This window comes from Candidatus Phyllobacterium onerii, from assembly GCF_028331445.1.
In the GTDB taxonomy this organism is placed as follows: Bacteria; Pseudomonadota; Alphaproteobacteria; order Rhizobiales; family Rhizobiaceae; genus Phyllobacterium; species Phyllobacterium onerii.
The window spans coordinates 395,222-408,565 of the sequence record NZ_JAQMHX010000002.1 but is presented as its reverse complement, the minus strand read 5'-3'; the positions used below and the strand labels follow the sequence as shown (position 1 = coordinate 408,565).

Annotated in this window: 13 protein-coding genes; 5 read left to right on the top strand and 8 right to left on the bottom strand. The window is 54.6% G+C overall.

Annotated elements, in window-relative coordinates; genetic code table 11:
• The first annotated feature begins 5 nt into the window (after positions 1 to 5).
• The 3 genes from malQ (at position 6) to PHA01_RS07605 (ending at position 4,787) form a co-directional block, all read left to right on the top strand.
• On the top strand, positions 6 to 1,871 hold the full coding sequence (gene malQ, locus PHA01_RS07615; protein ID WP_271894319.1) for a 4-alpha-glucanotransferase: 1,866 nt from the start codon (positions 6 to 8) through the stop codon (positions 1,869 to 1,871).
• Positions 1,868 to 4,474: a malto-oligosyltrehalose synthase gene (gene treY / locus PHA01_RS07610; protein ID WP_271894317.1), complete on the top strand. Its 2,607-nt coding sequence runs from the start codon at positions 1,868 to 1,870 to the stop codon at positions 4,472 to 4,474. Before malQ ends, treY begins: the two co-directional genes overlap by 4 nt.
• Positions 4,475 to 4,556: 82 nt before the next feature.
• Positions 4,557 to 4,787, top strand: coding sequence for a DUF2934 domain-containing protein (locus tag PHA01_RS07605; protein WP_271894316.1), 231 nt, complete (start codon positions 4,557 to 4,559; stop codon positions 4,785 to 4,787).
• A 522-nt stretch (positions 4,788 to 5,309) separates the two neighbouring features.
• Here the strand turns inward: PHA01_RS07605 and PHA01_RS07600 are convergent.
• The 8 genes from PHA01_RS07600 to PHA01_RS07565 form a co-directional block, all read right to left on the bottom strand.
• Entirely contained in the window at positions 5,310 to 5,672 is a 363-nt protein-coding gene (locus PHA01_RS07600; RefSeq protein ID WP_271894446.1) for a TOBE domain-containing protein, read from the bottom strand.
• A complete protein-coding gene (locus tag PHA01_RS07595) occupies positions 5,584 to 6,387 on the bottom strand; it encodes an ABC transporter ATP-binding protein (protein ID WP_417020923.1) in 804 nt (267 codons plus the stop codon). The genes PHA01_RS07600 and PHA01_RS07595 overlap by 89 nt, the downstream gene beginning before the upstream one ends.
• Positions 6,384 to 7,139, bottom strand: a complete 756-nt coding sequence (locus PHA01_RS07590; protein WP_271894314.1) for a glycerophosphodiester phosphodiesterase family protein — start codon at positions 7,137 to 7,139, stop codon at positions 6,384 to 6,386. The genes PHA01_RS07595 and PHA01_RS07590 overlap by 4 nt, the downstream gene beginning before the upstream one ends.
• 17 nt (positions 7,140 to 7,156) lie before the next feature.
• Positions 7,157 to 7,966, bottom strand: coding sequence for a carbohydrate ABC transporter permease (locus PHA01_RS07585; protein WP_271894313.1), 810 nt, complete (start codon positions 7,964 to 7,966; stop codon positions 7,157 to 7,159).
• Complete coding sequence (locus tag PHA01_RS07580; RefSeq protein WP_271894312.1) at positions 7,956 to 8,825, bottom strand: carbohydrate ABC transporter permease; 870 nt, start codon at positions 8,823 to 8,825, stop codon at positions 7,956 to 7,958. The genes PHA01_RS07585 and PHA01_RS07580 overlap by 11 nt, the downstream gene beginning before the upstream one ends.
• 50 nt (positions 8,826 to 8,875) lie before the next feature.
• Entirely contained in the window at positions 8,876 to 10,117 is a 1,242-nt protein-coding gene (locus tag PHA01_RS07575; RefSeq protein WP_271894311.1) for an ABC transporter substrate-binding protein, read from the bottom strand.
• Between the two features lie 219 nt (positions 10,118 to 10,336).
• Positions 10,337 to 10,615 carry a hypothetical protein gene (locus PHA01_RS07570; protein ID WP_271894310.1) on the bottom strand — a complete coding sequence of 93 codons (279 nt, stop codon included), beginning with the start codon at positions 10,613 to 10,615 and terminating at the stop codon, positions 10,337 to 10,339.
• A 243-nt stretch (positions 10,616 to 10,858) separates the two neighbouring features.
• Entirely contained in the window at positions 10,859 to 11,104 is a 246-nt protein-coding gene (locus PHA01_RS07565) for a hypothetical protein (RefSeq protein WP_271894458.1), read from the bottom strand.
• Here PHA01_RS07565 and PHA01_RS07560 point away from each other — a divergent pair.
• Positions 11,046 to 11,837, top strand: a complete 792-nt coding sequence (locus tag PHA01_RS07560; protein ID WP_271894308.1) for an alpha/beta fold hydrolase — start codon at positions 11,046 to 11,048, stop codon at positions 11,835 to 11,837. The two genes, PHA01_RS07565 and PHA01_RS07560, sit on opposite strands and share 59 nt — an antisense overlap.
• A gap of 1 nt (position 11,838) precedes the next feature.
• Positions 11,839 to 13,014 (top strand): PAS domain-containing sensor histidine kinase, encoded by a 1,176-nt coding sequence (locus tag PHA01_RS07555; protein ID WP_417020935.1) that lies wholly within the window; start codon positions 11,839 to 11,841, stop codon positions 13,012 to 13,014.
• Positions 13,015 to 13,344: the final 330 nt, after the last annotated feature.

Sequence of the window (13,344 nt, the reverse complement as noted above, 5' to 3'; positions counted from 1 at the left end):
CGCGCATGATGGTTGATCGCGACGCTTTAGCTCCAAAATACGGAATCTCCTCCGAATATATGGGCACAGACGGAGTCAAACGGGTCGTTCCGCATGAAACGAAAGTCAAATTGCTTGCGGCTCTCGGGATACAACAGGGGCAAAGCGACGACGCCAAAATCTTGGGCGAAATTCCTGCCGAGCAACTTCCACGAAACCACAAGTGCTATTTGCCTTCATGGCTCGCCAAGACGCGGGTCTGGGGCGTCTCGTTGCAACTTTATGAACTGCGATCGGAACGCAATTGGGGGATCGGAGATTTTGCCGACCTCAGGTCAGTCGTCGAAATCGTCGCGAAGCGGGGCGCCGACTTTATCGGTCTCAATCCCCTGCATGCGCTGTTTTTAAGCGATCCTGCCCGCAACAGCCCGTTTTCGCCGTCAAATCGCGGCTATCTCAATCCGGTCTACATCACCGTACCGGCCGTGTTTGGATATGAGCCTGAAGTCGAGGAATTAAGGATCGCAGAATCGTTGCGACAGGGCGACCTCGTGGACTATGTGGCTGTCGTTGCATTGAAACTGCAAGCGCTGCAGCGCTGCTGGCGTGTATGGCGGAAAACCTCTGCGACAAGCTCGGCAGAATTTCATAGCTTTGAATTGTTCAAGGCCGAGGGAGGGTCAGAGCTGCGATCGCATGCCCTGTTCGAGACACTGTCTCTTCATATGGTTCGTTCCGGTTACGATGCCGGATGGTCCACCTGGCCGATAGCCTATCGTTCACGGCACAGCGCCGACGTCGAACAGTTTGCTGTTTGTCATGCCTCGGAACTGGAATTCCATGCATGGCTGCAATGGCTGGCGGCAGTCCAGTTGGACTCAGTCAAAGCGGCCGCGGATGCTGCCGGAATGCGCATCGGTCTCTACCTGGACTTTGCAGTGGGCGAAGCGCCGGATGGCTCTGCAACATGGATCAATAGGCAAGACTATGTTCAAGGATTTAAAATCGGCGCGCCACCTGATGTTTTCAGTTCCACGGGCCAGGATTGGGGATTGGCAGCCCGTGCACCTCCGATGCTGGAGGCGGCGATGGAGTCCTATTCAGCTCTGTTCAAGGAGGCGACGCAACATGGCGGGGCTTTGCGCATCGACCACGCGATGTCGCTACGCCAGCTCTTCTTGGTTCCTGACGGTGAGACGCCATCCAGTGGCACCTATGTCCAATATCCGACGCAGCACTTGCTCCAACATCTCTCAGATGCTTCCGAGAAAAACCGTTGCCTCGTGATCGGCGAAGATCTCGGGAATGTGCCTGAAGGTTTTCGTGACGACATGCAAAACGCTCAGATACTCTCCTATCGAGTTTTGTATTTCGAGAAGCAACAGACGCGCTTCATTCCGCCCGCCGATTATCCGGATTTGGCATTCGCATGCCTCTCCACGCACGATCTGCCGACGCTTGCCGCTTGGTGGGTGTGCGACGACATCCGACTGCGTTTGCAGCACGGTTTGATTGACGAGGAACTCGCCGAAATTCAGATGCAGGAACGCTTGGCCGAGAGGGGCGCATTGTTGGATGTTCTTCTGGATTCGGACCTTATAAAACAAGCTGCATACGCAGCCTTCGCCTTGCGCCTCGGCGAAATAGCGTTCGCTCTTCCCGACGTCGTGAGCGCTGCAACACACCGTTTGATCGCGCAAACGCCGTCCATTTTGGCCGGCATTCGGTTCGCCGATCTTACAGGTGAGACGAAGCCTACCAATCTTCCCGGGACAGATTCTTCCCAGTATCCAAATTGGCGTCAGAAGTCCTCGATCTTGCTCGAGAACCTCAGCGGTGATGATCGTTTTCGGGCGATTGTCGCAGCAGTGGCCGCCGAGCGACCAAGGTGAAAACAGTGCTGCCCATCTCGACGTATCGACTGCAGTTTAGAAACGGCATGACTTTTGACCGGGCCCGAACACTCATTCCGCGCCTTCGAGAGTTGGGGATCAGTCACGTCTATGCATCGCCGCTGTTCACGGCATCAGAAGGCTCTACTCACGGCTACGATGCCATAAACTGCAATGAAATTGAACCTGCGATCGGGGGAAGACAAGGCTTTGATCGTTTTAGCGCCGAGCTTGCGAACGTGGGCATGGGTATTATCCTGGATATCGTCCCAAATCACATGGCTGCCAATTTGCAGAACGGCTGGTGGCGCAATATTGTTGAGTGGGGGCAGCGAAGTCCCTTCAAAGACCACTTCGATATTGACTGGGCCTTCCCGCTCAGCCTTCCCGTGCTTGAAAAGTCATTTTCGGAATCTGTCCAGGAAGGAGCGATCGCGCTGATGTGCCCCAACGACAGCGGTCATCTCGCCATGTCTTATGCAGGCCAAGCATACCCTCTCGGACCGGAAACGTATGCACTCGTTTTGGGGAAGTTGGATGAGCCTTTGGCTTTGCAACTTATCCATGCGGCCGCCGAAGCCACGCCGCTGGGCTCTTCGAGCTTTCACGACAGAGTGAAAGCGATTGTTTCTGTGCCGTCATCCAGAAATAGGCTGGAGGACGTCCTGAGACAGGCGTCTTCGGATGTAGAATTCATGGATCTGGTTCATCACGCCCAGCAATGGCGGCTCTATCCCTGGCGTGATGCATCCGCGCGCCTCAATTACCGAAGATTCTTCGACATAACGGGCCTGGTGGGTTTGCGTGTCGAAGACCGGCAGGTGTTCGAGGCTGTTCACGCGCTCACATTTGAACTTTTGGATAATGGACAGATCGATGGGTTGAGGATCGACCACATCGATGGTTTGGCTGATCCGGCAGAGTACCTTTCCCGGTTGCGACAACGGATAGGTGACGAAAGGTATTTGCTCGTAGAAAAGATCCTTCAGCGCGATGAAACGCTTCCTCAAACTTGGACGGCCTCGGGAACCACCGGTTATGAATTCATAGCGGCGGTCTCGGATGTCTTCGTGGACCCTGACGGTTGGTCTGTCCTCGGGGAAGCATATCAGGCTGCTGTTGATGCACCATTGAATTTGGCGACAGAAACCAGACATGCCAAACTGCAAGTACTGAATGAGAACTTCAAAATCGAACTGTCATCCTTGGCCAGGCTTGCTCTAAAACTACTCGACCTCGGACCAGACGGAACGGCTGAAATTGAGAACGCCATTGCCGAGTTGATCGTAGCCTTTCCCGTCTACCGCACCTACGGAACTGCCGTCGGATTATCGCGTGATGACGCCCGATTGCTTGATCAGGTCTTCCAAGCCGCGTCGCAGGGGCGAACAGAGGACGAAGTCGTCCGAATGGCCGCAATTTTGAACATTGTGAAAGGTAGCAGCGATAACGCCAAAGATGCTGCTTGGGATTTTAGACGCAAATTTCAGCAACTCACGGGCCCAGTTATGGCAAAGGCCATCGAGGACACGCTCTTCTACCGCTACAATCATCTAATAGCTCTGAACGAGGTCGGGGGCGAGTTGGCTCCCAGTCCCGTCGGCGCAGCGCATTTTCATCGATTGATGCGGCATCGATCAGAAACGCGAGACTTCTCGCTGTCCGCTACGTCTACTCACGATACCAAGCGAGGGGAGGACGCCCGGACGCTGCTTTATGCACTCACGGAGGCTCCGGAGATCTGGATCTCAGCTTTCCGGCGATGGCAACGGATGAACGCCAATTTGCGTAGTCGTGGAGAAACGTTTCCGGAGGCATCCGATGAATGGCTGGTCTATCAGGCGCTCGCAGGCGTTTGGCCATCGCATGTTGAAACACATGACGGTCTGGTGCAGTTGCGGGAGCGATTTGCCGTGTACCTCGAAAAGGCAATGCGCGAAGCCAAGTCGCGGACCTCTTGGCTTCACGTGGACGCGAATTATGAGGCGGCGATCCAGGGTTTTGCAGCTCGATTGTTGGCCGATGCCAACCGCGCATTCTTGGACGATTTTGGTACCACTATTCAGCCGTTCATTCGAGCTGGACGGATAAAAAGCTTGGGCCAAGTTCTCTTGAAGATCGCAGCGCCAGGTGTCCCTGACATTTATCAAGGGTCAGAAGACTGGAACTACAGCCTTGTGGACCCTGATAACCGTCGGCCAATCCAAACCGGAGCTGCCTCAATTTCCATCGACAGCGATGGTGTTGGCATTATGTCGAAACGCGAGTTGATCGCTCGTGCCATGAATTTTAGACGATGCAATAGAGCACTCTTCGAACGTGGGACGTACCAAGCAATTGAACTATGCGGTGACCACCGGGGTAAGTTTTTCGCTTTTGGGAGAGAGCTCAAAGGCGAAGTCGCCATCGTAATCATCACGGCGTTGAGTGATTTGTCTGTTCCGACCAAGGAATGCGAAAATATACATATGAACATCCCAGCTTTGTACGCATCAAAGACTTTTATTGAGCTGTTTTCTAGTCGACTGATCGATTCTGATCAGCCCATCATGGTAACAAAAATTCTGGCTGATTTTCCCGTGGCAATACTTTCAACAATTTAGTTTGGAGTTGATTGAACCTTTTCCCTTGTCGGTAGTTCGAAAGGTGAAACTTTTTGGCACAACTCGGCAAGGGACATATGCAATGGAAAAGGACAAGACAAACCACGTGCAAAAACGGGCATACGAATTGTGGGAGCAACAGGGGAGGCCGGACGGCAAGCACGAGGAGCACTGGAAGCAAGCTGAGCAGGAATTTAGCGAAGAGGAAGGTTTCGCTTCCGGACCGTCATCTCGGAAGCTAGATCACAATTCAGGGATTGCCCCCCGGTCGAAAGGCACAGCGAAGCGAAGGTTGCGCGGTGGATCCGTCTAAGGTGCCGGTTGGTTTTCTGTCATTTTAGACAAGTCGCCCTCCAAGTTGCGATAGATCCGTCCTCCGGCAGGCATTGATAGAAACCCTGCAACAGAGCTTGAAGGTTTCATAAGGCCTCCAGCGTCACTTACCGGTGGATTCTTTGAATTTTAATGGCCAAAGTTTACCGGGGGAACGGGTCTTCGACAGTGAAGCCTGCAGCGTGGCTGACAAACCGCTTGTTGGAATGAGCCACCCAACCAGCAGCGAAATTCGGCCCTCATCGCCAGGCAAAAATTTCTCCGCTCAAGTTCACATCCGACAAGGCATTTTTTAATTGGGTGAGGCTGACGTCGTTGCGACCCTGACAACGCCAGACCTCGGCCGAAGAGTTCGGCGCTCTCCGACAGATTACGAACTACGTTAGCGAAGTTTGTTCCGGCAGTTCCATGTGAATTTCGTGAGGACAACGCTAAAAGACGAGGTCATCATTCTGAGACGTCGCGCTGGGCCGCGCGGTTATACTTAACGCGACACCAAAGCCTAATATAGACGGATGCGCTTCTTCGTGTTTTTCTCGAAAAGGAACACGTCCTCGGTCCTGTAACCGATAGAAACTTTATCTCCCAATCCGATGTCTGCCGACCGAGGTGCCACGACGAGGAGTGTGCCGGTCGCTGTCCTGGTGTGAATGTTGCGATTGCTCCCTGTAGTCTCGATAAGGATCACTTCGCCACGGAATTCGATCGCCATCCCTTTGTCGTCTGTTGACAGAACGCCGTTTTCGGGCCGCAAACCAATTACAACGTCTGATCCTTCAAGCTCCGCGTCGCACGTTACCGGAATGCGGATTCCGTCGTTGGTCTGGACTAAACCTTCTTTGCAGTTGGCATCGATAAAATTCATCGGGGGTGATCCGATAGCCAGCAACGAACAGGCTTGCCGGATCGTCGTAAATTCTTTCTGGAGTATCGAATTGCTCAAGCACACCCTGATTCATGACGGCGATCCGGTCAGCCAGTGTCAACGCCTCAACGTGATCGTGCGTGACGTAGATCATCGTTGCCTTCAAGTGCCTGTGCAGATGCTTTATCTCGGCCCGCATACTGCTCCTCAACTCCGCGTCGAGATTGGATAAAGGCTCGTCCATCAAGTACGTCTTGGCGTCACGGGCGATTGCCCGTCCCATGGCGACGCGCTGGCGTTGGCCGCCGGACAGGTCCTTGGGCTTTTTGTGGAGATAGTCCGAAAGCTGCAAGAGATGCGCGACCACTTCGACGCGCCTTAGCCTTTCCGTTTTGGAGACGCCGCGCATTTCCAAACTGAATCCAATGTTTTCTGCGACTGTGAGGTGGGGGTAGAGGGCATAATTCTGAAAGACCATCGCGATGTCGCGGTGCTGCGGCGGGATATCGTTGGCTACCTTGCCGCCTATTCTGAGAGTTCCCGATGAGATCCGCTCCAAACCAGCAATCATGCGCATCATCGTTGATTTGCCGCAACCTGAGGGACCTACAATTACGACAAACTCGCCCGGCTCGATATTAAGATCCACATTCTTAACAACGGGAGCATCGGCTTGGTACGACTTGCTGACATTTTCGAGCGTAATCGAAATCATGACGCTCGTGTGTCCCGATAGAATTCGTCACGAACACGTAAAGCGACTGACGGTCTGTCCGTCGTCATGACTTTGGCACCCAACGCAAAAGCTTTTGTCATCTGGGGTACGCTATGGGCAGCCCAGCAACCGATCTCTATCGCTGATTGACCGCACATTTCCACGACCCGTTCATCGAGGAGTTCAACATTGACGCCGATCTCAGGAACAGCGTTCGTTCGGGCAATAGAGATTATCTCCGGAATGCCAAGCTGCCTGTGCAGCTGCGGGCTGATCAACCAAAGAACGGGGCGTTCCTGCGTGCGTTTGAGCTCCTGCAGAATTTCCAGATAGAAGGCAGAGAACACTGTCTTCTCCAGCATTCCCTTTCGCACCAATGTTTCCGCCACGTGTGGAATGAATGAGTTATAGGGAATACCATTCTTGTCGGCTTTGATCTCACAGCGAAAGCCAACTGACCCGTCGCGATAGATGTCGCAAAGCTCTTCGAGGGTGAGGGGGCTTTCGCCTTTCGAGTAGTTGATGCGCGCAGACTTGATTTCGTGCAATGTCAAATCAGCGAGCGCTCCGGTGCTGTCCGTAGTGCGATCCATCGTGGCATCGTGATGCACCACGATGTGCCCGTCCGCCGTCGGATGCACATCGAACTCCACTTGTTCGAGCAGCATCCCGGACGTCGCCCGAAAGCCGGATGGCGTGGAGTCGCCAAATTCGAGGGTGCCGCCCCGGTGGGACGCTATCATCGTTTCCATTGCATTTCCTTCAGTGGTCATTTGATTGCGCCCATGGAGATGCCGCGGACGAGGTGGCGCTCGACGAGGGCAAATCCGAGCAGTACGGGAAGCATCGTCAGTGTGGCGGCTGCCATGACAAGCGGCCAGTTCACCAGGCCTTCCTGTGCATCCATCTTATACAACCGGGCAAGGCCGATCTGCAGCGTCAGCATGTCTGGACTGTCGGTGGCAATCAGCGGCCAGACGTAACTGTTCCACTCTCCCAAGAAGATGAACAGCCCCATCGCGTAAATGGCAGGTTTCGACATGGGGATGATGACGCGGTAGAGCACTTTCCAGGCGTTCGCGCCATCCATCCAGGCAGCCTCGTCGAGGGAGCGGGGTATGCCCCGGAAATACTGGCGCAGGAAGAATGTCGCAAAACCGTTGGCCACAGCGGGCAAAATTAATCCTGCATAGGTGTCTAGCAGGCCCACTCTGGCAAAATTCAGGTAGTTGGGTATCAGCGTGATATGACCGGGGATCATCAGGGTTGCAACTACAAGCCCGAAGATCAAATCCCTGCCGCGGAATTCGAAACGCGAAAATGCGTATGCAGCCATGATCGACGTGGCCAGGCTGAGGATGGTTACCCCGCCCGACACAATCAGGCTGTTGAAGAGGTAGCGGAGAAAATTCATCTTCTCCACCGCATCGACATAGTTCTGAAGTGTCATTTCGCCGTTGCCGGAAAAAAAGCGATTGGCCGTCTGAAACGAGATCCAGATGCCGTAGAGAAGCGGTGAGAGGAACAGGAGACCGACCGCGACCGCGGTGGTCCTCAGGAGAAGGCCGCTAGTGTTCATAATGCACCCGTTTGCCCAATATCCGGGACTTCAACACCGTCAAGACGACCAGGAATACGAATAGCAGCACTGCAAGCGCCGAACCCTTGCCGACGTCGAACAGCGCAAATCCGGTCCGGTAGAGCATGTTCACCATCATGTCGGTGGAAATCGCGGGCCCGCCCTGCGTCATCACGTCGACAATGGTGAAAATCTGGAAGGACTCGATAACGGAGACGATGAGCAAAAAATATGTGGTCGGCATGACGAGCGGAAACGTCACCCTCCGGAACGTATGCCACCTCTTGCCGCCATCCATCTTTGCGGCTTCATACAGATCTTCTGGAATTGCCTGCAGGCCTGCGACGTAGATGACGATATCGTAACCCAATTGCTTCCAGGTGTTGACGATGATGATCACCCAAAGGGCAAGCGAAGGCGTCTGCAACCACGGCACTTTGGCGATGCCAAGATTGTTGAGCAGTGTATTCGCGACGCCCGCGTCAGTGGAAAATATCCATGACCATATCACCGCAATGGCGACGCTGGACGTGACGGCGGGCAGGAAGAATGCCCCTCGCAGCGCACGCACGGTCTTGCTTTCGGTGGTAAGATAGCGGGCGATGGCTATGGCAAGGGCCAGCCGCAAGGGTACTGAAATGACTGTGAATATCAGCGTGATGGTGGCCGAATTCCAAAATTCATCCGAGCGGACGAGTTCGCTGTAGTTCAACAAGCCGACGAACGGCTTTTCGGACGACATGAAATCCCAATGGCGGAAACTCAGATCAAAACTGACGAGTATGGGCCAGTAGGTGAATGCCAGAATAAACACGACGATGGGTAAAACCATCGCGTAAGGCGTGAAGCGCACAAGCATCTAATATCCGAAGGACGGCCTGGAGCCGCCCCTTTCTCTTTGCGGCAATGTCAGTTGGTGGTCTGGGCCCTGGTCTGGGCAGCAAGTGCCTTGAGGGCGTCCGGGACCTGTTTTTGTCCAAGGGCGACGCTTTCCCATACGCCGTATTCCATCTTGCGCATCCAGGTGACGACAGGCGGGCGCGGCCGGCCACGGGCGTAGTCGATCTGCTTGATCAACACGGTGATGCCCTCGTCCTTGTTCGCGGCATCCGCTGCGACCTTGACGTCGAGCGTCTTCCTGTTGATCGGCAGGTAGCCCGTGGCAGCAAACCAGATCGCGTTTGCTTCGGGGCTCGCCATGTAGCTGATGAAATCGTAGGCGGCCTTTTTCTTCTCGGCGTCGATCATGCTGACTATACCGATGCCCGCGCCTCCAATCGGCACCCGGCAGACGGCCTCACAGGGGAACGGCACGACGCCGAGATCGTCTCCGAGGGCTTTTTTGAAACCACCGAAAACTCCGGTGGAGTCAAGATTGATAGCGACGTTTCCGGCGGTGAACTGGGCTTTTGCAGCATCCTCGTCTGTGATGCCGTCCACCGACGCCACCTTGTACTTCCTGACGAGGTCCGCCATCCACTCATAGGCGGCGATGGTTTTTGGCGAGTCGACGATTACGTCGTTCGACACAGGATCGATGAGATCAGAATCATTGCTCATGACGATGCCCCAGCGGGCGAACTGGCCCATAGGACTGATGCCGAACTTGCCTTGGGACCCGAATTTCTCCTGCACGGTTTTCGCGGCACCCAACAGATCGTTGAAGTTCTTGAGAGGCACCGTATCGGGAAGACCAGCCGCTCTGAAAACGGCTTTGTTGTAATATGTGACGGGCGTCGAGGAATTAAAGGGAATAACGTAGTTGGAGCCTTTGTACTTCCCGACATCGCGTGCGAAATCGTAAAGCTGTTCTTTCAGCGGATCCTTGTCGAGGTATGGCGAAAGGTTCTCAAGGATGCCCTTTTCCGCAAACAAGCCATAGCGTGTGATTTCCAGCAGGACCACGTCGGGATATCGTTTGGCTGGTATTGCGGCTTGCAGCTTGGTGACGATGTCATTGTAGTCGCCGATTTCCTGTGCGGTCACCTTGATGTCCGGGCGCTTCTTTTCGAAGTCGCTGATAATCTGTTCGAGCGCCTTGCCGTTTCCGCCACCGAACGAGTGCCAGAAGGTGATGTCGGTCTCGGCCCATGCGGGTAGCGAGAAAACGGTAAGAGCCGCACCGATAGCCAAGGTTTTCAGGGGTGTCACGTGATATCTCCGGTTCTGATCACTTTCGGATTCAACGAATCCGGTTTGTGCGGATTTTGGTGACCTCCCGTGACAACGGCTTATCAGTTCCATGACAGTTCGGTGACTGTGAATAAATGGGCCTGACTCCAACAAATGGTGGGGACTTCGCAGCAAACTTAACCGCGAACGAAGCGCACCTTGTCGTTCCCCTGTACGAGATATGGTGTATAACCACCTTTATGTGATGCTTTGCGGCCCGCGCACATCTTCGCCGCGTCTTCCCAAAATTGGGACCGCTCTGCAGACCGTCATTGGCATAAATTGTTGGTGAAAGATCGACAGCGATGACGAGCGAGGCGGTATGCGAACGAAGGGCGGTGCTTCGCGTTTCCAAGTCGGGCCGGCGGCGCCAAGCACAGCGACCGCGAGAAGAACGGCACGCATCCAGGCCAGAAAATCACGATGTCCGCGATCGGGCTCTATCACGAGGCTGTCGAGCAGATGTGGTACGATCATTCCCTGCCCCCTTGACCGAATATCTGCCGAGCGGAAGGACAGCTATATTAGCTCGGCGGCGCTAACAGCGCGACAAGCCACAAAGAACGCAGGAAATGGAAGTCCGAAACCATGCCAGCGAGCCCCTTCGCACAAGGCCCGCCTCCCATTAAAATATACCATGCCGCCATAACGGCGATTGCCGCTTCTAACGGCCAGTAAAAAAGCTCGATCCGGGTCGGGAGTGATCCGGCCCAGCTCGTTCTAGATGTCGTGCAGCTGCGCCTGATCTCCGCCGAAGAAGTAGCGTCCACCCTTATCCGTCGCTATCTTTTGAGCCTGACGGAAAAATAATGTGGTGATCTGTTCTTGATCAGCACGCATGTTGACTCTATGGGGTGGACCCATCATCAAGGTATCTCGCCGCACAGATTGGTGGTAGCTAACGTCCATGTCATCAACGCTTAAGCGCAACAACGTCAGAATCTCCGGCAGTGGAGAACGTTTCATCGTGTTCGCCCACGGTTTTGGCTGCGATCAAAACATGTGGCGTTTGGTTTCGCCCGCATTCGAAAATGAATTCAGGACAGTTCTGTTTGATCATGTTGGTGCTGGCGGATCAGACCTGGCCGCATACAACACGGTCAAGTATTCCACGCTTGCAGGCTACGCCAACGATCTGGTGGAGATCGGAGACGAACTCGGTGTGAAGGATGCTGTATTTGTCGGGCATTCAGTGAGTTCGATGATCGGGGTGATGGCTTCCATCAAGGCTCCCGAGATGTTTGAGAGCCTTGTTTTGGTCGGTCCCTCGGCGCGGTACATCGATGAGGGCGAGTACATAGGCGGCTTCAGCCGTGCGCAGATCGATGAATTGCTCGAATCCCTTGCCGACAATCACCTTGGGTGGTCCGCCGCCATGGCTCCCGCCATAATGGGAAATCCGGATCGGCCCGAGCTCGGAGAGGAACTCACAAACAGTTTTTGCAGGACCGATCCTGACATTGCCAAGGAATTTGCCCGCGTGACCTTCATGTCGGACAATCGCGATGACCTCGGCAAAGTCACCGCCCGAACCCTGATTCTCCAATGTCGCGAGGATATTATCGCTTCCGAGGAGGTTGGCGAATACGTTAGACAAAATATCCCCAACAGCGAGATGGTAATTTTGAACGCGACGGGTCATTGTCCCAACCTGAGTGCGCCGAACGAAGTCGTTGCCGCTATCAAGGCCTTTGTCTGAGATCATGTCGGGCGACCACATCAACACTCCAACAGAGGACCTTGAGGACCTCTACGAAAACGCACCCTGCGGGTATCTGTCACTCCGTCCAGATGGTCGGATATTCAAATCCAATGCCACGTTGTCAGGTTGGATCGGCTTCTCGCAGGGGGAGTTGCTTGGAAAGAAGCTTCACGAGCTTCTGACGACAGCCGGACGCATGTTTTATGAAACGCATTTTTCGCCTCTGTTGCGGATGCAAGGCTTCTTCAACGAGGTCGCACTCGACCTCGTCACCAAAGACGGCAAGAAACTGCCGGTACTTGCCAATGCTATGGAACGGCGTGACGATGCAGGCAATTTGCTGTTCATCCGCGTCACCATTTTCCTGGCGGCCCAGCGCCGCCGCTACGAACGGGACTTGGTTGATCTGCGAACTGCTGCCGAAGCTGCCAAAAGAGAGGCTATCGCTGCAAAAGTGCTCGCCGAAGCTGGTCTGACCGAGGAACAGGCAGTAGCAGAACTGCGGGAGCAATTCATTGCCGTGCTCGGGCATGATCTTCGCAATCCGCTCGCCTCGATAGGAGCTGGCACCCGGATGCTCCTGAAGGAAGAGTTGAGCGAGCGGGCGCAAAAGATTGTCGCGCTCATGCAAGGCAGTGTCTCGCGCATGTCCGGTCTGATCGACAATGTCCTCGACTTCGCGCGAGGAAGACTAGGCGGCGGGATCGCTGTGGACCTCAATGCACGCGAACCGCTGGAGCTGGTTTTGCAGCAGGTTGTGGACGAACTTCGCGTGGGATCGCCCTCCAGGCTCATTGAGACGCATTTTGAGATTACACATAAGGTCTACTGTGACCGGGCCCGTATTGGTCAGCTGGCCTCAAACCTTCTGGGCAACGCGTTAGCACACGGTGCTGCTGACAAACCCATCCAGTTTGTCGTGAGCACGACCAGCGAACAGCTGGAAATGAGCGTTGTTAATGGAGGCGATCCCATTCCCCCGGAAGCGATGAACCGACTGTTCCATCCGTTTTTCCGCGGAGATGTTCGAGACAGTCCGCAAGGACTTGGGCTTGGCCTGCACATCGCATCGGAGATTGCCAAAGCTCATGGTGGAACGTTGGTGGTCGCCTCCTCTCCAATCGAAACGCGCTTTACGTTCCAGATGCCCTTGCGGCCAGGTGGCGAGGGATGATCGTGTGGCAGCTCGCAACTGACTAAGGCGAAACCCCAGCCCGGCATCTGCACAGAAGAGAATTCCGGATCCGGAAAGAAGTATGGCTCAAAAAAATCGTTGAACGCTTGGGCTGAAATGCCCTGCGTTCCGAAAATAGGGTCGGTGCTGCGATAAGCAATCAGCTTTTCATGGGTACGAGGATATCAACGACAACGCCGTCATCGGACCATTCTCGCTTAACCTTGCCAAGAAGCTGCTTTTCTATCATCGCACCGACCACCCGGCACCTGGGAGGCGAAGGCGTGCCGGCCAAGACCGGTCTCCAGCGGTAGGTTCCAGCTTCACGTA